Here is a 21,263-nt window from a genome sequence, read left to right as displayed (position 1 = left end):
GGTCGCCACCTATGCGATCGGGATCAGCGGCGCGAGCCGGGAGCTGACGGAAGGGTTTGGGTCGCTGTTCGCCGCGATCGTGCTGCTCTCGGTCGGGATATGGATGCACGGCAAGGCGCAAGCCGATCAGTGGCAACGCTACATCCGCGAGAAAATGACGCGCGCGCTGACTGGCGGGTCGGGCTGGTTCCTGTTCGGGCTGGCGTTCCTGGTCGTCTATCGGGAAGTCTTCGAGACGATCCTCTTCTATGCGGCGCTCTGGTCGCAAGGGAACGGCCCCGTGCTGCTCGCCGGCGCCGCCTCGGCCGTCCTTCTGCTCGCGGTGATCGCCTGGGCCATGCTTCGCTACAGCCGGACGCTGCCGATCACTCAGTTCTTTCGCTATAGCTCGTGGCTGATGGCAATTCTGACGGTCGTGCTCGCGGGCAAGGGCGTTGCGGCGCTACAGGAAGCGGGCATTATCGACATAGCGCCTCTGGCGGACGTGCCCCGGCTATCCGTGCTGGGCCTGTTCCCAACCTGGCAGTCGGTCTTGGCGCAGCTTCTGATGGCAGTTGCTCTAGCGATCGGATTCGCTTGGAATCGCCGACGCGGGCATGCTGGTGGGCCGCAAGCTGCTTAAGGGTGCGCTTTCTTACATATTATCCTAGCAACAAGCTCCCCGCTCCGGGGGTGGAGCGAAACGGGGAGCGGGCCGCACCGTTGCTCCTTGCGCTTTTGCGCCTCGAAGCCACCCCAGCACCTGCGAAAATCAATAGACTAGGACGTATGGAAACCGCCGAGTCTGCGTCATCTGAGGTCTTCACGGCCTGAATCGGGGCCGAAACTCCACAACGATTTTACAAGTGGCGGAAATGCATTCGCGTTGCGCACAAAAATCAGCAGGGCGAGCCCGATATAGCCCCAGCCGAGCCATGTGAGACTTGCGACGGTTCGCGCTTCATCGCCCTGCCAAGCGACCGCCAGCGTTACCTGAGCGATGAACAGCCCGGCGAGCGCCGCTGCGCTGCCGAGGCCCAACGCGGACACGCTATGGCTATTTTCGCATCTACATCATGCTGCGCAGGGAAGGATGGACCGTGAACGGCAACCTGCGGCACTGGCAGCGAACGAGTTGTGGTCGATGGACTTCGTCTCGGATGCGCTGTTCGACGGCCGGCGCTTACGAGCGCTGACCGTAGTCGATGCCTTCACCCGCGAGGCACTGGCGATTGACGTCGACCAAGGGATCAGGGGTGAGCAGGTGGTCGAGGCAATGGCACGGATCTCGTCGATCCGCGGCGCGCCCAAGACCATTCGCGTGGACAATGGACCGGAATTCATCTCGAAGACGCTCGATCGCTGGGCATACGAGAATGGTGTGACGTTGGACTTCAGTCGACCGGGTAAACCGACCGACAATGCCTTCGTAGAGTCATTCAACGGTCGCCTTCGCGACGAGTGCCTAAACGCACATTGGTTCCTGTCCATCACCGACGCTCGAGCCAAGATCGAGGCTTGGCGACGGGACTACAACGAGAGTCGTCCTCACACGTCGCTTGGCTGGTTGACGCCGGTCGAATATGCTGCTGCCGCGGCCGCCAAGGCGGTCGAATAAACGCCGGAAACTCACCCTAAGGTTGGATGAGAAACCGGGGGACCCTCAAATAACGGTCTGTCTTTCGTCGCCGGTGATGAAAAGCGAGGGTCACGTCAAATCCATTCGAACCTGCCCGCTTTACTTCAGCCATTGGTCGAAACTGCCCGGAAAGCCGGCGGCGTACCACCGGTTCTTCCAGATTTCGTAGTACCGGATATCGTTCGACGAAGGCTGCGGAGAGCAGGGTTTGACGTAAACGACGCAGGGCATCGCAACTGCGTCCCCGATCAGCAGAGCTTCTCCCTGCTCAAGCGCGGGCAATCCCGCCGTCAGGTTGCCGAGTGTATCCGGCAGCAGGCGTTTGACATATGCTTGATCGTCGGGATTGGTCAGGCGCATCGCTAGGAAATTGCTGCACTGAGAGAAAATCGTCTCCGATATCTCTGACGGTCGTTGGCTCGAAATCATCAAACTGACGCCATACTTGCGGCCTTCTTTGGCAATCCGTTCGATTGAATTCAGGGATGCCTTAAAGCGTGAGAGGTCACTGCGTGGAGCGTATTTGTGCGCCTCTTCATAGACTAGCAGAAAGGGAACTGCGCAGGTGCCAGTCTCGCGGCGCGCATGATAGGCGAAGTCAAAGAGGAGCCGAGTTACCAGTGAAACCGTGATGCTAAGAACCTCGAAGGGAATACCGCTCAAATCGATGATGGTGACATTTGCGCTGCTGGTTTTGTCGTAGCCGGTAATTTGGCGAAGGACGTCTTCAAGGCTGGACGCTGCGGCCTTCTCGCCAAACATAAAGTTGAGGCGGGAGTTGCTGATTTTCGCCGCAATCCGGCGGACGAATTTGTCGATCGTGCCGTCCGCGTAGGGTCCGCTGTTGATCTTGCCCGTCTTCTTCGCCGCAAAATCGACGCGATCCGTTGCATAGGCCGTTAGGCGTTCGCGGTCGTCCGCGAAAGTTTTGATCACGCCAGCCTTGGTCTCGATGGTGAGCGGGTCATTTGCATCTTTCGTTTCCCGAGAGAGATTCGCAAAGCAGTTCTGAAGGTGCCCGATATCGTACCGCAATGGGCTGTCAAAATTTACCTTCGTAGCGCCAGGATTTGCGAGCTCCTTGCAATGTGTAATTATTGAGCGAAGCAGAGCTTCCTGGTTGTAGTTGTTGCTGTCGCCAGACTCGAGGAACATGTCGTCCATCTCGCCATCGTTCAACAACCAATAGGGCAAGACGATGTCATCCGCCGAGAGCAAATTGGCGCTTGGAAACGCTGCTTTATATTCGCCGTGAATGTCGAATATAACGATATGCGAGTTGTTCAACCCGCTATATTCGCTTGCCTTTGCTGAGGTCGCCTCTTGCAGGATAGTTGCCACGCTGGAGGATTTTCCAGATCCGGTCGCTCCCACCACCGCGATGTGTTTGTTAAAAAAGCGGTCGCCATGGACCGGCACTTTCACGTCCCGCTGTCGGGTAAGCGAGGAGAAACAACAGCGCTGATCTTCCTCGAAAGCGTTGGCATAGATCGCGGCAATCTCGGATCTCGTGGCGGGCACGACCTTCTTGGGCGGGATTGCAAGCTCATCGCCCCCACGGCGGAAGACACCCGCAGATAGCGTGCCGAGCGGGTAGGCTTCAATCATGTAGACACGCTTGGCGTCGCCGGCCTTCTCCCGCATCTCGATCGAGAAGTTTTCGATGATGCAGATGAGCGAAACATCGTCATTGTCGGAAATCTTGAGGAAGGATCCGACGCGCAGAGACTGCTCGGCGATCTGGAATGAGGAAAGGTTGTCGACGGCAATACGAACTTTGTTCGGAAAAACCGACACGACTTCGGCATTGATCTCATCTTCCCCGGACATCTGGACTCTCCCCTATATGATTTTCTTGGCCATGCTGGCCGCGTTGATTGGCACCGTAATCTGCTGGATCGCCGGGTCGATAGAATGAGGCTCGCCAGTATGAAGCTGGATGATCAGCCGTCCGCGCTTCGATGCGGCCAGCGCCGCATTGAACTGGTCGTGATCCATAACGAACCGTGCCGACACCGGGTATTGCCGCGTCTGAGCGAGCATCAGATGCTCCGTTGTGAACGGCGCTCCGTTGAACGCATAGCCATCCGATATCTTATGGCTGTCACCGACCAGACGAAGCTTGAGCTGAGCAAGTACCGGCGGATCGAGGTCCGGCAAGAAAAAGATAGGTGCGTATCGCTCACGGTCGGGCTTGCTGTTTATCTTGTGGCTGCTCCAGCGGCTGATGATGTGCTGCACAAGACTATGGAGTTCCTCGATTCCGTCAGTATCGGGCAGGCTGATTACAAAGAAACGGTCATGGCTGTCGATATTGAGCCTAGCAAAGTGCAGCTCGCGAATTTTTCGACAGTAGGCGATCTCCCCTTCCATCCGGAGGGCCCAGGCCGAGTAGAGAGCCATTTTCGGGCGGATCTGCTGGAGGAATGCCTTTCGCGTCGTTGTGCGGTCGAGCTTCGCCCGCGCGCTCGAAAGGCCCGCCATCGCGGAGAGCGCTGAGGGATAGCTAAAACTTTCGGCTTCGATCTTCGTAACGCCGAGCGCCGTCCGGAGCTCGGCGATTACCCGCAAACGATGCTGATCGAAGGGCTCGCTGAGTTCGACAGTAAACTGGTTGCAGAACGCGACAAGGTCCTGATCGGACGCGCCAAGTTTCGTTTGAAGGTTCACTACGGTTCTGGCTTTTTCGCCCGTTGCGTCGTCGACCTTGTACGGGCGTTGGATGAGGATGCGTTGCAGGTCGCCAAGCAAGATCGCCGGAACATCCTCGGGTGCCTGTTTGAAATGCCCGTACAGGATGTAACGCTTTCGGTTCCGGTCTACCGCCGGATATCGCAGAAAACCTTCGATCATCGGCACTATCGCGTCACGCAGCGTGGAGTCCGTGAGCTTCTGGGCCTCGTAATATTTGACTTGGCCGTAGGTGTCCGTCTCGTTCGAGAGAACATCAAAATCTTCTACACCCTCTACCGTCACTTCCTGCCCACTGGTCGCGGCCAGCACCGCCAGGATGCTTGCGTCGAACTGGTAGATGTAGCCACGGATCGTGGCCGTTGCTTCGCGCAGAGCTTCGAGAGCGTCGTTTTCCGTCATCAGACGACGCCGGTCAGCGAGAGGCGTGTGGCCTGCACATGTCGAAATGCCCGATCACGACAGGTCAGCAGAATGACCTGCATCCGCTCGGCAGCCTCGCTCAGTATCTCAACCATCATGTCGAGCCGCGCATCGTCGGCGTAGACGAGCGGATCATCAAGGATCAACGAAACCGGCTGCCCCTGCTCAAGAAGCATGTCCGCGAATGCGATCCGCGTCAGGACTGACAGTTGCTCCTGCGTGCCACGCGAGAGATCTCCGCAGCCCTCGCTGATCCCGCCTCGGACGACGGCTTCCAGCGTCAGATCTTCCGAAAAAGACAGATCGCAGCCTGGTAGCAGCCGCTCGATATGCCGTTTGGCCCGCTTCGCTACGGGACCGACAAACTTGGCGGATGTTTCGTCCCGCGCCTCGTCGAGGATTTCGCGCAGCAGCTTCAGGCTGGTGGCCTCGTCGACGATCCGTTGCAAGGCAGCTCGGGCCGCCTCCGCCTCCTCGTGAGCGGCCGCTTCCCGATCGGCCAAGCCCTTACCGCCTTCGCTTTCCGCCGTGCCTTCCAGTCGGGCAATTTCCATCTCGAGCTTCGTCCGCGTGTCCCCCGCTGCTCGAATCCGCGCATCGGTCGTCTCAATTTTTCGCGTGATGACTGCAGTGTCGTGCGCCGCCGCGTCCCGAGTCGCTGCCTCCAATTTGACGGCGGCCGCGGCCGACTGCTCTCGCGCACGCAGCAGATCTGCCGCTAGGCTCGTAAAGTCCGGCCGACTCTCCATCGTATCGATCTGGGCTTTGGCATTTGCGAGATCGCTTCCAGCTCGCGCCTCAGCGGTGGCAAGCGGAGCATCCTCTTCCTCGGCGCGCCTCAGCGCATCAACCGCGCTGTCATGCGCGCCTTCGGCCCGCGCCAGCGCAGAGTCGGCCGACTCCATCGCTTTGCTAAGGGCTGCAATGTTCGGAGCGTCGCCTTCGGGTGCTACGGAATCGTGCCCGAGCTCGACGATAAAGAGCTTGAGCGCTGCGGCACCGGCCGCGAGGCCCACATGTTCGTCGGCCGGGGTTGATGCCTCGATCCGCGCGGCGATCGTCCGAAGTTCACTTGCCGCATCGCGGGCGGTGTCATTACGCGCCCGCGCTTCCGCAAGATCTGTAAGTGCGAGATCATCGAGTGCCGATTGCTGCCGCTTCAATGCCGACGACAATGCTTCCTCGGCACTCGCCGCCCCGGCCGGCGGGAAGACGACCAGCTCGGCATTACCCATACGGATATGCGTCTCGCCCGTCAGGGTCCGCTCGCCAACGCTCACCGGCTCGCCGTTGATCAAGATGCCGTCGCTTACGCCCGACAGCGCAATGCGCGTCGCGCCGGCGCGCCGCAACGCACGAGCCTCGGCAACCGCTCGCTCGTTCGCCTCGAGCAGCGCGATCGCCTTCGTTGAAATCAAGGTTGCTACGAGGGCTTTGGCCTCAACCTGAAGCCGTTCAAGCTCGATCAGCTCTGCATGCCGTTTGCGCGCGGCCGCGATGCCGGTCTTGCGACGCATGGCCCGCGCGCGATCCTCTCCGGCGCTGAGCGCTGACCGCGCGTCCAGACGCGCGGTTCGCGCGCTATCGAGCGCACCGCGCGCGTCGACAAGCCGCAACTTGGCACCGGCCAATCCCTCACTGTGGCCAGCCCTCCGCATCTGCGCCTGTTCCAGAGCATGACCGGCGTTGTCTCGCGCTTCCGTGGCGATGTGGTGCCGCTCGGCGAGATCTGCCAGTTCCCGCGCCTTGGCGCTGACGGCCTCATGTTCCGCGCGGCGAGTGGCGAGTATCTGCGCGGCCGCCCGCGCAACCTCGAGCGAGGCAACAAACTCCTTCCGCGCCTGTACATCGGTATCGTCTGCGATTTCACGCTGGACGACTTTCAGCCTGGCTCGCGCCGTCTCCAGCTCGGAGAATGTCTTCTCCAATCCCGCTGCCCTCTCAGCAGCTTCGCGGGCTGCGGTCTCCGCGATCTCGACCCGCTCCATTGCTTCATTCTGGCGGCCGCGCTTCTGACCGGTCGGTGACCAGTATCGGCCGAACTGCTCGTCGATCCTGGTTCGGACACGCTTGTATGCGGGGCCTCCCATGATAGAGCCGACCTCGGCTTCGAGCGTCGATCTCACCGTATCGCGGACAATCTGCCCAGGCCCGGTGACCGCGAGCGCGTCCGTTTGCGCCACCCACAGCAAACCCAACGCGCCATAGGTCGCGGCATCGCCCTTCTGGCTGGTGTCGCGCACGGACCCGAGGAGCGCGTGAAGCTGGGCTTCGGCATCTTCGCCCTGTGCTTTCCCCCGTGGCCCTGTGATCTCGATCGCGGCGCCTCTCAGGAACCGCTTGGTGATGGTCCAAGGCGCCCCGTTGGCTTCGAATGACACCTGGATCTCCGGGCCAACAGCTTCGCCGTAGGGTGCGAAGGATTGGGCGAGCTGATTCTTCGTGCCATGGCGGACGAAGAATGCAGCCCGCAGCGCTTCGAGCAAGGTTGATTTGCCGGTCTCGTTCGGCTCGATCACGATATTCAGGCCGTCGGTCAGGCCATCGATCGCCATCGGCTCGCGAAACTTGCGGAAGCCGTCGACCGCGATCCGTCTGAGGCGCAGGCTCATGCCTTCTCCTCCCGGCTATATTCGACGAACAGCCGCTCCAGCGCGCGTTTTGCGACGGCCGCGTCCGCGGCACCGGTTTCGATGCGCGCGGAGAGTTTTCCGGCGGCGAGCCCGAGCATTCCCTCCACGGCAAGCTGTGCAAGATCGTCGTCGCTGGGACGTCCGACCAGGTCGGCGGCGCGAAGGTCGACATAGCGCACGCGGTGGCTGACATCGTTCTCAAGCCGGCCGAGCATGGCCACGCGATCGGTGAGGCTGGTTATACCGGCAAGGGATAGCTCGAGGAGCGTCGCTGGCGGGTCGATCGACCCCAGCAACCTATCACATTCCGCGTCGAAGCCAGCCTGATCGTTCACAGTCCAGCTGCGTTTGATCCATTGGAATCGGCCGGTGCGGACCGGCGTGACGATCGGTTCCCGCCCTACATCCACATCAACCAGCAGGGCGTGCCCAGGCTCGTCGCGCTGGAAACGATCGGTTTCCGGCGTGCCTGCGTACCAGCTACGCGCATCAACTTTCAAAGCGCCATGCCAGTCTCCTAGCGCTAAATAGTCGAGAGACGATCGCCGCGCCCGGTCGGGGGCGATCTGGTTTTTGGTTTCTCCCTGCGAACCGAAATCGCGGATCGAACCATGGGCGACACCGATGCGCAGGCGCGCGCCGGACGTCTCCATGCCGTCGAACAGTTCGGTTGGGTCCTCGAGATTGTGTCGATGCGTCAGCGGCGCCGGCAACAGCCAGACACCTTCCTCGATCTCGTGCGGCTGCGGCTCCGAGAGGATCGTGATGCTGTCGCCCGCGCGCAGCCGCACCCGATCCCAGAGACTGCCATTTCGCGCGAAATCGTGGTTGCCGGGAAGGAGCCACCAGCGGCACGGATGCCGCTCCATCCGCGAGATCGCCTGCACGATCGTGCGGTCTTCGGGGCCTTCGGTATCGAACACGTCGCCGGCGACCAGCACGTGATCGGCGCCGTGCAAACTCGCGGTCATGCCGATGGCATCGATCGCGTCGAAGCGGGCCTCGGACAATGCGGCGCGCACATCTGGGTCGAAACGCCCATAGGGTTTACCGAGCTGCCAGTCGGCGGTGTGGATAAGCTTCATGATTAATCCTGCCCCGCCCTCATATCGCTGACCGGCATAGCCCTACGCATGAACGCGCCGAACATCGGCACGGTGAATGCCGTCTCCCCATAGCCCGGCGTGAAGATCATGCCCTTTGCGATTAGCGATGCGCGGACCGGCCCGAAGCTGGAAGGCTTCCGGCCGATATGATCGGCGATGGCAGTCGAGGCAAAAGGCCCCTCCCCCAGATCCGCCATGCCGCGCAGATAGCGCTTTTCCGAGGGCGTTAGCCGGTCAAAGCGGACGCGGAAGAAACTGTCGTCAAGCGCGGCGATCGCTGTCGGATGCGCGAGTTCGACGTCGGCCGCCGTAATCGGACAGGCGTCTGCCGCATCCCAGCATTGCTTGCCCCATTCCTGCAGGAAATAGGGATAGCCCTCGGTCACCGCGATTATCTGTGCGACAGCATCGGCCTCGATCGCACAATCCTCGGCCTCGATCGGATGGACAATGGCTGCACTCGCCGCGTCGGTGCCGAGCGGGCCGATGCTGGTGAACAGAAACAACCGTTCGGCGTAGGATTTGGCCTTGCCCATCTGTCCGGCCAGCTGCGGGAGCCCGGCGGCCACCAGCGTGATCGGACGATCGTTTTGCCGAGCGCGGTGGAGCGCCGTGATCAGGGCCGCCAGCTCGCGTTCTGGCACATATTGCAGCTCGTCGATGAACAGCACCAGCGCTGTCCCACGCTCGGCCGCTGCGGCTCCGGCCAAGTCAATGAGATCGATCAGGTCGGCTTCGAGGTCGCCATTATCGGCCACCCCTATTTCTCCGAGATCGAGCGAAGCCTCAAGCTCGCCGTAACTCAATTTGAACGCTTTCACGAACCGCGCAAGCGCTCCCAGGCCGCGTTTCGCCAGCGTCATTGCAGCCTGGCCGCGATCGAGCTTCAGCATGGCGGTCCGAAGCGCCGGGACTAACATGGCGGGCAATGACTGGCCCTCGGGCGCCTCGATCGGCACACTCAAGATACCCTCGCCTTCTGCTGCCCTGCGCATCGCATTGAGCAGAACGGTTTTCCCCACCCCCCGCAGACCCAGCAGGATCATACTTTGCGCATGACGGCCGTTTCGAATGCGATCGAGCGCGACGGCGACCGTCTCGAGGACATCTTCCCGGCCGGCAAGCTCGGGCGGTCGGCTGCCTGCACCGGGCGCGAAGGGGTTACGGCGTGGGTCCATTCTAGGCCGTTTATACAGTTCTACCTCATTTGCATAGAACTACCTAAGTTTTCTATACGTCGGTTGAGCCGCCGTAGCCTACGGCTGCGGGAAGGCCCCTTGATCGACATCGGTATCAATCGTCCGCTGTGACCCGCTTTACCAACTCGCTGTAACAGGCGAATTCCCACGAAGTGTGAGAATTGCACTTTCGCGAGCAGTGACGCAGCGCTGAGTGCTAGGTCTATATCTCCATTCCCGATTGGGCTTGAAACATCATTGCGGGACCACAATATCAGAAAATGTGTCCTACAAGGTGTGAAGATGGAAAAGTCCGAGATTTTGAAGGCGCGGGTAAGCGAATCGCTTCATCGCGATTTTTTCGAGGTCTGCGCGGCCATCGGCCGTACCCCCGCTGCGACCTTACGCGGCCTCGTTGATCAATTTGTCGCCACGCGACGTAACCTTTTGGAGGATGAAGTGAATATCCACATCGAACAGCCGCATGACTATATGCACGGTGCATGGCGCGCGCGCATCACGCTGCGTTCCGCTGGCACCATGCAGTTCCACGGGGCACCGGTCCCGTTCTCGCTGCCGCGCTTGGATGCACGCCGCATCCATCCTGATGATGGGTTTGCGGTCGCTGCGGCAAATTGGGACGGCATTGGTTCAGGCCTCGACGGCGTGTTTGTCGATGGTGTCTGGGAGGGCCACATCTACACCAACGGCATTGATGAAGCTGACAATCCGACCCCGATCGCGGCCGTTGCCGAAGCGCTAAAATCGTCGGTGACACGGCGGATCGACGCGTTCCGCAGCGCGGGTGACGGTATCGGGGGGCATTGATCATGATCCCGGAATCACCGCAACCCGACGATTCCGGCCAAATTGAAGATGGCGAGAATGATGCCGCCGGATCAGGCGCGCACTCGCTCGCCGGCTACGACTATCAGGTCGACGTGTCGCTTTGGCTTGGTCTCGACCTCATGCTCGCCAACAAGATCGCGCAATCAATCGAACTCGAGCCCGCGACCGAAGAGGATATTGAGGCGGACCTCACCGAAACGGAGCCCGGTCGGCTGGCAACGAACGTTTCGGCAGATGGCTACAGGCTCGTCGTTCAGGCCAAGCTCCGCAGCGGAGATGCCTGGACCGTTGCCGGCATCAATGCCCTTTTGAAACATGGCGGAGTGAACCGACTATCGGCCGCGCGCCGGCTTGCGGCGCCGGATGTTCGATATCTCCTCATCACGAGCGCCGGACTCAACGGAGAGACCCGTGGGCTGCGCGTCGCCCGCGCTGGAAGCTGGCCGAAGCCAACCGGGATGCCAACCTCGACGATGACCAAACTTCCAGCCAGGGCGGCCGGCCGGATTGGCATCATTGCCAACATGGATGAGGACAAGCTCGTCGGCGAGATCAAACGATTGCTGATCGAACGCTTCGGCGTTCCCTACTCTCGTTGGATCGAATGCCTCAAAAAACTGCGAGAAGAAGCCCGAATGCGCATGCGGCGGGTCGGCGGGGGCCATTGGCGGCGCGACGAGCTCGCGCACGTGATCCGCGAACACGATGGCTATCTTGCGACATCACCGCAGCTGGAAAATTATGTGTTCCCCCAGAACTGGGCAACGCTGCGAGAAGCGATGGGATCGCCCCGGTACGCAGCGCTCATCATATGCCAATCGGGTACGGGCAAAACGCTGGCGACGAGCAAGCTGTACGCGGAATTGCGTGCCGATAATCCCGGCATGACACGGGTTCCGATCCGGCACGGACCGCAGCAGCTTCGCGACGACAAGACCGACCCGCCCGTTCTTTACGATATCGAGGATCCTTGGGGGCGGTTCGACTTCGATCCAGCCAGTCGTCCATGGAATGATCAGCTCGCACGCTTTCTCTCCAATGCGACCCATGATCGCCGGATCGTCGTTACCACCCGCCGCGACGTCGGTGTTTCGTCGGGTGCGCTACAGACGGTTGAACCATGGCTGGTACCGCTCGAGGTCGAGCATTACGGGCCCAAGGAACGCAGCAAACTATATCGGACCCGGATAGACACCCTGCCTCGCGACGTGCAGCTGCTTGCCTCCGGAGCGGAGAAGCAGGTCCTCGAAGAGCTCGCGTCGCCGCTCGAGATCGAGAAATATTTTGATGCACTGCGCACTTCCGGACGCCCCGACCCCAAAAACCCACAAGGCTTCATCAAGGCAGCGGTGGAACGGGCGCATGAGGAATCAATCGAACTTACCGTCGTCGAGCAGATCAGAGAGCGCGACGACGTCGCCGCGGCAGCCGTCGTTTGGGCTCTGCTGAAGGCCAGCGACAAGCTTTCGATCGGCGCCGTCCGGTCGCTCGAAGTTGACCTGGCGGAGCGCAACCCTCGTTTCGAGAGGGGAGTCCAACCGCTGATCGATTTCTTCGCTGCCGCGCGGAACCTGCGCGTCGGTGAAGGTGACGCAACCTACTACCATCCACGTGTCGAAGCCGGGATCTTGGCGGCGCTGAAAGCAGCTCCCGTTCCCGCAGTCCTCGCCCTGAGAGCGCTTATCGATGTGCTGACCGATCCCAACAGTCCGGGCGCAGCATGGGGTTCAGGGATGGCGGCCCGCATTCTGGAGGCCCTCCGTCGTTTTCCCGAGCTTACCGTCTCCGCGAAGCCGGCAGCGCAGAAAGCAATCGACGTCTGGATTGACCAGCAGTTCTCGGATCCTGCGACGCGCATTCCGGACCATCTGAGGATAGCCGCTGCGGTCGGGTCAGAAGCGTCAATCGGCGCGGAGTTCGGTCGATATATCAGCCATCGGCCTGACAGGACCTTTGCCAACCTGATGCACTGGAGTTCGCCGCTGCACGATCAGGGCTGGTATGATCGCATGCGTGATGCGGCGCAGACGCCGACGATCGCGACCCGCTTCGTTCGCGAAATGCTCCCAAACGATCGGACGGGATACGGCCGCGAGCTTGTCGCAGACCTCGAACGATTCGCTCCCGATCTGACGCCGGTCTATCTTGAGGCGACTGCCGGTATTGTGCGCAACGGGTATGATCCGGTCGTCGACACGCTTGCCGAAGGGGCTCTACGCGATCTCGCTGGCTTCGAATCTATCCTCGATGCGGCAGTTGCAGAGCTTGCCCCCGTATCGAGCGACCCAGAGAGCGACCGTAAGGAGCGCCTTGCCTACATCAACAGCGTCTACTCGGATGAGTATGTTGAGCACATGGCCGATCAAGGTGACGGGCATACGGCCCAGGAACTAGTTCGAGCCTATGTCGATCGGGTGCGCGCGGTCAAAGGCTGGCAAAGCCTGGCCCAGCACCCCCATGCTGAAGCTTTGCGCCCGGACTGGATGCGCTCCCTCATGAACTCCGCACGAGATGGCGCGCCACCCAGTGCCGCAGAGATTGCAGGCGCCTATTCGATCGTGCGTGGGGAGGAGCACGAGGATGCGATTTGGCATGTCCTGCGGATCCAATGGGACGAGGCCTATCATGACCGACTGATCCAAAGGGTACGCTCAGGGCACGACGACAGGGATGTCAGGGTCTCGGCGCTCGCCTGCCTCATTACCCACCATCGAGACCTCTTTCCGCGAATCGTCGGCGACCTTCTCGGGGCCGACGAGCTGGAGCGCGCAATCGAGGTCGCGATCGACCTAGGTTACATCCTCGCTCAGCGAACGAAGGACGACGAGTTTCCCGAGTTCGACGATGACAATCGCCGACGTGAAGAGGGCATAGCCAAAGCGGCCAAAGACCTGTTGCCAGCTGACTATGCGGCAATCGCGCAGGCGGCGCGCGCGCTACGTAGCAACACGACCAACGTGATCCCACTTCCGCCGTCGGCGGCCGCATTGCTGTCAGCCACGCCGGCGACGCGCCCAGAGGTTCGGCGCGTGCGGATCAAGCAATATGCGACATTAAGGAGCGGGGTCGGACCAGACATCGAGGCCACGCTTGCAGGCGCGAGAGTGAGTTGGGAGGACACGCATCCGTGTGCCGAAGCAATTGCGGCGGCGATTGCGCTAGGTCTCACTCCGATCGTCGAGAATGCGCTCGACCATATGTTCGCCGATGTTGTCGCACCAGCCCTAGGGGCAATCGGGGAACCTCTTCCCGGACCGCTCCCCCAAGGATTGCTGGAGTTCGCAAAGGCTGAAGGAAGCCCGGTCCGAAAGTCGCTCGTTGCCCTCCTGGTATCGAAGCCGCATCTCGACCATGTCCCAACGCTAATGACGCTTGCTCATGATGAGTGGTCAAACTCCCATCGCCGCTACGAAGAAGACGATCATTTCCCCATCGCGCATCAAGCGCTCGCGGCCTTGGCAGCCCTGAGCACCCTTCCCGAGGGCGACCTTGAGCGGCTCGACGCGCTTGCGATTGATACCACCGACCCCAAGCTTCGCTACGACATCTTTCAACTACTCGTAACGCATGGCGGAAAGCCGATGCAAAAACGGCTGTTGGAACGCGCCTGCGCCCCGGGCCGACAAGCGGTAAGGCGAGCGGCGGCCCACGCGCTCGTATTCAAGTCCGAGAGCCTCGACCCGACCGTGGTCTCAGCGATCGACGTGGAGACGGCCGCAACGCGGATGCCGAGTGTAGCGGCAGCTCTCGTGCTAGTCGTCGGCCACCGTGGTTCAGATCAATTTGTGCTCGAGTTCGCTCAAGTGTTGGCCGCCAGCTCCAAACGACGCGTTCTGGTCCTGCTGGCTATCTGGCTCACTCGCGACGACCGGCCTGGCCTTTCAGCTGAACTGGAAGCGCTCCTCCCGACGGGTCATACCGCTGTGGCCTGGCTCAGGACTGGCCCCGCCAAAGCGGCGGAGGATGCGTTGGTAAAGGACTTGGGCGATCCGGCGATTTGCAACGAAGTGCTCCGCTGGCTCAACCCGAAAGAGGCTAAGGCGTGAAGAAGCCGTTCGATCTGCTCCGTGAGGTTTCTCGGTTTGGGGTGAGCCAGGGACTATCGCTGAACGATCCTGGGATGCCGTCGGCCTTCGGCCTACATGTCGACGACTCGATGAAGCGAGCGCTGTCGGATCCAATCTTGCTCCAGGGCCTCCGCGCTGAGGCTATGTTCGAGAATTTGGTCACGAGCCTTGGCGAGGTCGTCATGATCAAATCAGAGGACACAGGCCCGCTGCAGACTGCTTTGCCGATGCAGGCGCCCGACTTTCGGATTGTGCTCAAGGACGGATCCAACTGGCTGGTCGAAGTCAAGAACGTCTATGTGAAGAACGCGTTTCGTCAGCGTCGCCGGATCCTCACTCGGGACTATCGCCGCGCCTTGACCAACTACGCGCAAGCAACAGGTGGGACGCTCAAGCTGGCGGTTTTCTGGGCACGTTGGGCCATCTGGACGCTGGTAGATCCCGAACAGCTGGCGCCAGGCGACCAGGAACTCACACTCGACATGATGACCGCGGTCAAAGTAAATGAACTGGCGGCAATCGGCGACCAGAGCCTCGGGTTGCAGGCCCCGCTTGTCCTGCGCCTCACAATGGACCCGGCGCGAACCAGTGACATCGACGAGGATGAACAGGTGCTGGTGACAATCGGCAAGTCGCAACTGTTCTGCGACGGCAAGGAACTCCTACACCCACACGATCAGCAAATCGCGTGGACTGTCATGAACTACAGCGATTGGGAAACCCCTGCCGCTCGCGCGATCATCGAAGGAAGACGGCTCGTTGCGATCGAATTCGAGAGCAATCCACCAGAAATGAGCTATCAAGGATTTGAGATGGCCGGCAGCCTCAGCCGGATGTTCTCCCGCCACTTCGCGCAGCGAACCATATCAGACGGCGAGATCACCGACATCAACGCACCCGTTCAAGCCGAGTGGTTTAGCGCGCTTCGCGCCAGCGAAGGACTTGGCCGCATGCCGCTGTGGCGCTTTCTGATGCAACCAAATTACGAGGATTTTCTTCCGCGCGACGCCCAAAGGCCCCGCGTCCCGTCTCTTCCCCGGCGCCCCGTGCTTGAGGGAGAGCAGGCCGATTAATGGACGGCAGGGATCGGCATTCTACCCTGATTCAGCCCTGAGATCCACGTTTACCCTAAAACGACCTGTTCTTCTCGATCCGGCCACCGTGAACGCGATAAGCGTTGCGCCCCGAAGGAAATCCTTGCCAACGCAATACTGGACCTCCATCTTGGGGTTAACCCCAAACCAAACGTGTGGTACTCCGAACTTGAAATTAACCCCGGGCCAAGTACGCGAGGCGCTCCAGCTCTCTCAGGACACGTTTCGAGGGTGGCGTAGCGCGCTTGCGCCGTTGAACGGGCGCAGCGGTTACACGCCATGTTTTTCGCTGGCGGATCTGCTTGCCTTGGCCATCGTCAAGACGATCGTCGACGGTGCTGGCGTTCGGATCAGCGCTTTGGGGCCTGTTGCCCCTGCTCTCTTCGACCTCACCAACCAGACCGCCTGGCCCTTGCTGGAGCGCTCGCTGCTCATCATGGATCTCCGCGCTGGTACATTGAGCTTGGTTGCCGAAACCCAGTCGCCCCGAACGGGTGTCGTTGATCTTCGAGTCGCTTGCCGGCCGATCTTGGCCAGTCTTGACGAATGGCTCCGGGGCGAGCAGCGCGGCGATGGCCAGCATGTTCTGCGCTTCCCGCTAACATCCATTGATCCCGAGCGTCGCTTAGCGGGAGGCGGTTCCTGATGGAGCAGCTAACCCCTTTCAGGAAAGCATTTGAAAGTCTCGGCTTCGCGCCGGGCGCAATCTTTGATGATTACGTCTTTTCGGATGTACTAGCCATCGACCCCCGTGATCGCACGGTGCATCTCGCAGCATTCACGCAGACGCCGCCCTCCTACCGCAATGCCGCGATGGCGGTGATCGATGTCGGCTCATCAGATCTCAACGCCGTAGCCGACTACCGCGCGCTTGGCGCGCCGCTGATCTTCTCGATCGCTGGGGACGAAGTGACCGCATGGCAGATGCGATCCGCCGCTCCCCCGCGAATGATCGTACGGGCCGCGCTATCCGAACTCGCCGCCCTGTTCGACCAGAACCGTGACAACTGGACTCCACTCGCTATCCATCGCGCCAAGTCGATCGGCCACGTTGCCCCGGAATATCAGCTCGACTTCGTCGACGCAGGCTTGATGCCGGCGATCGAGGGGCAGGTTCACGGGAAACTAGACCGCGCAATTGAAAGCGTTCTGAACGACGCGGTGACCGCAGCGGGCCTTGCGCCTGGCGATCGAAGCCATCGCGCCCTGTTCCAAGCGACCTTTCGGCTGCTTGCAGCGAAAATCCTGTCTGACCGCGGTCATGAAATCTCGCGGCACTGGAACCCTGACGATATCGCCTCGGTGCTCGACGTCATCTCAGCCTATTACAGGCTGCCATCGCTTGCTGAAGGGCCCCCAGGCCTCATGGTCGGCTTCGAGCAGGCATGGCGCCGTTTGCGCGATGGCTTAAGTTTCAGGAACATTTCCGCCGACGACCTGGCATTCGTTTACGAACAGACACTTGTCACACCCGAAACGCGCAAGCATTTCGGCACGCATAGCACACCCCGCCAAGTGGCCGAGCATGTCGTGGCCAATTTGCAGCTGTGGAAGCACGATGTCGAAGATCTGCGGATTTACGAGCCGTTTACAGGCGCCGGCGTTTTGCTCGTGGCGGCGCTGCGCCACGTACGCGATCTTTTGCCGGTGCATTGGTCAGACAAGGCAAAGCACCAGTTCCTGGTTCAACGCCTCGCCGGTGACGAGATCGATGCCTTCGCGGTTGAGGTGGCGACCCTATCACTCATCCTCGCCGATTATCCCAACGCCAACGGATGGAAGATCGGCCAGGCGGATCTGTTTGCGGACGACTATCTTGCTGCGCGTTCGAAAATCTCCAACGTGATCATTTGCAATCCCCCGTTTGAATCTTTTACGGCCGACGAGCGGATTCGCTATCCAGAGGCCTTCAGACGTTCAGCGGCCAAGCCAATCGCGGTGTTGAACGCTGTCCTTGATGCAAAGCCGCTCGCAATAGGTTTCGTTCTTCCCGAGCCGTTCCTCCGAGGCAAGCAATATGCCGCGCAGCGGCGCAGAATTGAGCAAATGTACGCCGAGGTCGAGCTCGTGTCGTTGCCCGACAGAACGTTCAATGCCTCGGTCATTCGATCGTCGCTGCTCATCGCGCGGGCGCCGCGCGACCCGGCAGCCGAGCCGGCTAGGACGAGCATCCGCTGCGCCGTTGTGAGCGAGCGCGAGCGCGACGCGTTCCTTTCGACAGGACAGCTGAGCGTGGTGCGAGAGCAGACCCGCCCGCTTGCGGGAACCGGAGATCTTTGGATCGAAGAGCTGGCGGATGTCTGGTCGTATCTTCAGTCTGCGGACACGTTGGGCGAAATCGCGGCGGTACACCGCGGCATCGAGTGGCGGTCAGCCCAGGCTGCGGCGGTCCGTAATCATGCGCAGCCCGGTTTCGTTCCCGGCATTCACGCAAGCGGGGCAATGCGAATGTTCGCCACGACGGGCGCCCCGGTATGGCTCGACGCCCGACCCGAGCGCCTGATGTACAAGGCGATCAATCTCCCTTGGTCGGAACCCAAGATCCTCGCCAATGCTGCGCGCGTTAGCCGCGGCCCTTGGGCGCTGGCCGCAGCGATTGATCGGACCGGCATTGTCGCCTCGCAGCAACTGTTTGGGATCTGGAGGAAGCCCGGCGCGCCGTCCCTGCAAGCGCTTGCCGCGATTCTCAATAGTCCACTCGGCGCAGCCTTCATCTCGACTCATTCTCCTCCCGACAGAATTCGTGTGTCAGCGGTGCGCGCTGTTCCGATGCCACACATCTTTCCGGTGGGACTCGACGATCTGGTCGATCGCTATTGCAAAGCTGCACAGTCACCATCCGACTTATTCACGTCCGACTCAGCGGCTGACTTGCAAAGTTTGCTCGACGAGATCGATGGATTGGTGATGCGGGCCTTCGACCTTCCGCCCAAGCTCGAATGGGCAGTGCTAGCCTATTTTCATGGCGCGCAACGGCCAACAATCCAGCCTTGGCAATCATGGCCAGCCGGCACGCTGGCGCTTGTCCCAACCCGCTTTAGCAAGGCGCACCTTTCGGCTGCGCGCGCCGGCGGAAGTTGGATCTCCGATACGTTCAGGCCGCTCCCCAAGGAAGAAGCGATACTTCTGAGGGAGGCGTTGGATGACGTCGAAGCGCGTTGAAGGGCTATCTGTTCGAGACAAACACGCTGTCTGCACTGCTATCGACAGATCACGCCCATCATTCGGCTGCAGTCGCCATAGTGCAGTCCTTGCCGGACAACGCCCTAAAGTACGTATCATGCGTGGCTCTGGCCGAGTTGCAATTTGGCCGTGAACTGATTGTGGCGTTTACGGGCAAGGATCCCACCCAACTAACGCAAACGCTGACCCGCGCGTCGGCGGGCGCGGTGCTCGACGTTACGCGCCACACGGCCTCGAACTATGCTGAGCTGAAAGCCAACCTCGCAAAGACATATCTCGCGAAGTGGATGCGTAAGGACAGGCCACGCTGGGTAGAGAATTGGGTCGACAAGGCTACGGGCCAACATCTTCAGGTTGACGAGAACGATCTTTGGATATGCGCCCAAGCGCGCGAGCATGACCTGATACTCGTCACGGCCGATCACGGTATCCGCCGCATTGCACAGGCCGATCCTGCGGTTCAGCTGCTGCTTATCTAGCGACATTAGTGGCAGCGACACGGCAGTGTATATTTTCCGTGCGATTTGTCACTCTATTATCCTAATTTGGCCATGAGCCTCCCGGCCGCTCCCTGCTCAGCAGCGAGATTGCGGTTGTAAGCAAGCGGCATACGAGGTGACTTCCACCGCAACGCATCCATGATCCCGGCCAAATCCTCGCCGCTCGCGAACAGGTCCTGGTTCAGCCCGATCCGCGTCGAGTGCGCGCTGATTCCTTTCAGCAGCCGAGCCAGATCCTCGGCAGTGAGATCGGGCAGCGCCCCGAGATCGAACGCCCGCTGGATGATGGACCGGAAGATTGGCCCGATCGATCCCGGATGCAGCGCCAGGGTGCCGATGTCATATTCGATCCGCGCCTTGACGGCGGGCTTGGAGAGCGTCTTACGCAGATCCCAGGTCTCGCGGCCCGAGATGCTATCAATCGGCCGGCCCCGCACTGCCGTACGGGCCTTGTAGCGCCGCACCTGCACCCGACGGAACAGCGGCCCTGCCGTGATCCCGGCCGCCTCGGTCCAGGCGCCGATCGCTGCGACAGTTCTCGGGCTGAGATAGGCGGTCGCCCCCTCCCCGTCCTGATCGCCCTTGCTGCGCAGGATCTGCAGCAGCCGCGCTTCCGGATCGATCGCCCCCTCGATGTGCTCGATGGCTACCGCCACCAGTTCGGACGCGCGCAGCCCGGTGTCATAGGCGGCCGAGAGCAACGCCCGATCGCGCAACCCCGGCAGATCATCGCCGCAGCTCCCAAGCAACGCGCGGATATTGAGACCGCGTGGCCGATCGCGCTCGACGTCGCGCACGGGGCCCTTGAACCGCAAAGGTCGCGCCTGCTTCTGCGCTGTGCCCTTCTCCCGTCGCACCGCTGCGAGCCGAAGCTTCACCAGGGGTGCCGGCGTCGGATCCTTGAGGTCGAGGAGCTGGTGGATCTTGGCGATGGACGCCTTGTATCGACCGAGCGAGGCAGGCTTGCTCCCCTTCCCTGCCCGCGCGTCGAGATAATCAGCGACGGTTTCGGCCGACGCCGGCAGCGCGATCCGGTTGGTGCGGCGGCACCAGGCGTCGAACGCCTCAACGTCAGATTTCACGGCGCGGATGCTGTGGGGCGACGAAGCGGCCTGATACGCCGTGATCAGCGCTTCGTTGACCGTGATGCGTTCGCCGGCTCGCATCTGTACGATCGTCCACGCAAGGTCGACCGGGGCCCTGACGGCCGGCAAAGCAGCCTCGAGCGCCGCAACAGCGGTTTTCGGCACTTTCCGGGCGGTTTCGGTGCTCATAACGCGTCACACTCCTCAGCGCACTGGTAGCCCACTTTATAACAAGAGGTCAATTTCGCTTATGCGATAACTGCAATTATCACATGTTTATTATCAGACCCTATTGTATGGGGAAACAAACATGGGCGTTTGGTTTCCTCTTAGGTTGGGATAAAGTCGCCTCGATGGTGCCCTCCCCCTCTACCGACGCCCCCATCGGGCCGGCAATGCTTATGCTCGGCCGACTGGATGGACGACTACAGAACAGCCCATGGGCCGACATCTGGCTGGCCCGTGCGCGGCTGCAGGGTGCAGCGCAGCTCGCCGGCCTTGCGGGTGCGCCTATCGACGTCCGTCATCTGCAGAACTGGATTTGCGGTCGTACACCCCCTCCCCGCGCCTCTGAGGGGTTGAACGATCCCGTCTCTGTGGCAGCGGTGTTTCATCTCGCGATCGAGGCGAGCGTTAGCGACAAGGGGCCGTTGGCGCGCGCGACGCTTAACGTCTTGCGCACTGTGCTGGATGATCGATCCGAAGCCGAAGTCTGGGCAGGCGGCGACCTGGCCTATTTCGGTCCAGCGTGGCGGCAGGCGCGGATCGAGGCACAAGCCCCCTACCCCTCCCCTTCCCTGCGCTCTGTCGCCGATCGGATTGCCGCCATGCTCAAG

15 protein-coding genes and 1 pseudogene are annotated in these 21,263 nt (G+C 61.1%); 9 read left to right on the top strand and 7 right to left on the bottom strand.

Annotated elements, in window-relative coordinates; all coding sequences use genetic code 11:
• On the top strand, window positions 1–622 hold a 622-nt coding region (locus tag ACEK02_RS02520), incomplete at its 5' end, for an FTR1 family protein (RefSeq protein WP_371420233.1).
• A 167-nt stretch (window positions 623–789) separates the two neighbouring features.
• Here ACEK02_RS02520 and ACEK02_RS02515 read toward each other — a convergent pair.
• Window positions 790–1,029 carry a hypothetical protein gene (locus ACEK02_RS02515; RefSeq protein WP_371420232.1) on the bottom strand — a complete coding sequence of 80 codons (240 nt, stop codon included), beginning with the start codon at window positions 1,027–1,029 and terminating at the stop codon, window positions 790–792.
• Between ACEK02_RS02515 and ACEK02_RS02510 the strand changes: the two are divergent.
• Window positions 996–1,597: pseudogene (locus ACEK02_RS02510) on the top strand (IS3 family transposase); the annotation flags it as partial. The gene ACEK02_RS02515 and the pseudogene ACEK02_RS02510 sit on opposite strands and share 34 nt — an antisense overlap.
• Window positions 1,598–1,717: 120 nt before the next feature.
• On the opposite strand, the gene ACEK02_RS02505 reads toward ACEK02_RS02510, so the two are convergent.
• The 5 genes from ACEK02_RS02505 to ACEK02_RS02485 all read right to left on the bottom strand — a co-directional run bounded on the left by ACEK02_RS02505 (window position 1,718) and on the right by ACEK02_RS02485 (window position 9,649).
• Window positions 1,718–3,448: an ATP-binding protein gene (locus ACEK02_RS02505; protein ID WP_371420231.1), complete on the bottom strand. Its 1,731-nt coding sequence runs from the start codon at window positions 3,446–3,448 to the stop codon at window positions 1,718–1,720.
• Window positions 3,449–3,460: 12 nt separating this feature from the next.
• Complete coding sequence (locus tag ACEK02_RS02500; RefSeq protein WP_371420230.1) at window positions 3,461–4,711, bottom strand: hypothetical protein; 1,251 nt, start codon at window positions 4,709–4,711, stop codon at window positions 3,461–3,463.
• Entirely contained in the window at window positions 4,711–6,720 is a 2,010-nt protein-coding gene (locus tag ACEK02_RS02495; RefSeq protein ID WP_371420229.1) for an ATP-binding protein, read from the bottom strand. The genes ACEK02_RS02500 and ACEK02_RS02495 overlap by 1 nt, the downstream gene beginning before the upstream one ends.
• A 620-nt stretch (window positions 6,721–7,340) precedes the next feature.
• Window positions 7,341–8,450, bottom strand: coding sequence for an exonuclease SbcCD subunit D (locus ACEK02_RS02490; RefSeq protein ID WP_371420228.1), 1,110 nt, complete (start codon window positions 8,448–8,450; stop codon window positions 7,341–7,343).
• A gap of 2 nt (window positions 8,451–8,452) precedes the next feature.
• Window positions 8,453–9,649 carry an ATP-binding protein gene (locus ACEK02_RS02485; protein WP_371420227.1) on the bottom strand — a complete coding sequence of 399 codons (1,197 nt, stop codon included), beginning with the start codon at window positions 9,647–9,649 and terminating at the stop codon, window positions 8,453–8,455.
• Window positions 9,650–9,952: 303 nt separating this feature from the next.
• On the opposite strand from ACEK02_RS02485, the gene ACEK02_RS02480 reads away from it, so the two are divergent.
• The 6 genes from ACEK02_RS02480 (at window position 9,953) to ACEK02_RS02455 (ending at window position 19,321) form a co-directional block, all read left to right on the top strand.
• Window positions 9,953–10,477 (top strand): hypothetical protein, encoded by a 525-nt coding sequence (locus tag ACEK02_RS02480; RefSeq protein WP_371420226.1) that lies wholly within the window; start codon window positions 9,953–9,955, stop codon window positions 10,475–10,477.
• Between the two features lie 2 nt (window positions 10,478–10,479).
• Window positions 10,480–14,544 carry a hypothetical protein gene (locus ACEK02_RS02475; protein WP_371420225.1) on the top strand — a complete coding sequence of 1,355 codons (4,065 nt, stop codon included), beginning with the start codon at window positions 10,480–10,482 and terminating at the stop codon, window positions 14,542–14,544.
• A complete protein-coding gene (locus ACEK02_RS02470; protein WP_371420224.1) occupies window positions 14,541–15,638 on the top strand; it encodes a hypothetical protein in 1,098 nt (365 codons plus the stop codon). The genes ACEK02_RS02475 and ACEK02_RS02470 overlap by 4 nt, the downstream gene beginning before the upstream one ends.
• Before the next feature lie 328 nt (window positions 15,639–15,966).
• Window positions 15,967–16,305: a hypothetical protein gene (locus ACEK02_RS02465; RefSeq protein ID WP_371420223.1), complete on the top strand. Its 339-nt coding sequence runs from the start codon at window positions 15,967–15,969 to the stop codon at window positions 16,303–16,305.
• Complete coding sequence (locus tag ACEK02_RS02460; protein WP_371420222.1) at window positions 16,305–18,821, top strand: N-6 DNA methylase; 2,517 nt, start codon at window positions 16,305–16,307, stop codon at window positions 18,819–18,821. Before ACEK02_RS02465 ends, ACEK02_RS02460 begins: the two co-directional genes overlap by 1 nt.
• On the top strand, window positions 18,818–19,321 hold the full coding sequence (locus ACEK02_RS02455; RefSeq protein ID WP_371420221.1) for a PIN domain-containing protein: 504 nt from the start codon (window positions 18,818–18,820) through the stop codon (window positions 19,319–19,321). The genes ACEK02_RS02460 and ACEK02_RS02455 overlap by 4 nt, the downstream gene beginning before the upstream one ends.
• Before the next feature lie 56 nt (window positions 19,322–19,377).
• Here the strand turns inward: ACEK02_RS02455 and ACEK02_RS02450 are convergent, their stop codons facing one another.
• Window positions 19,378–20,616, bottom strand: coding sequence for a hypothetical protein (locus ACEK02_RS02450; RefSeq protein WP_371420220.1), 1,239 nt, complete (start codon window positions 20,614–20,616; stop codon window positions 19,378–19,380).
• A 212-nt stretch (window positions 20,617–20,828) separates the two neighbouring features.
• On the opposite strand from ACEK02_RS02450, the gene ACEK02_RS02445 reads away from it, so the two are divergent.
• On the top strand, window positions 20,829–21,263 hold a 435-nt coding region (locus ACEK02_RS02445; RefSeq protein ID WP_371420219.1), incomplete at its 3' end, for a hypothetical protein.

Origin of the sequence: Tardiphaga sp. (assembly GCF_041424195.1) — a bacterium.
Lineage (GTDB): Bacteria > Pseudomonadota > Alphaproteobacteria > Rhizobiales > Xanthobacteraceae > Tardiphaga.
Note: the sequence above shows the minus strand (reverse complement) of the source record. Positions and strands in the feature narration are given on the sequence as shown.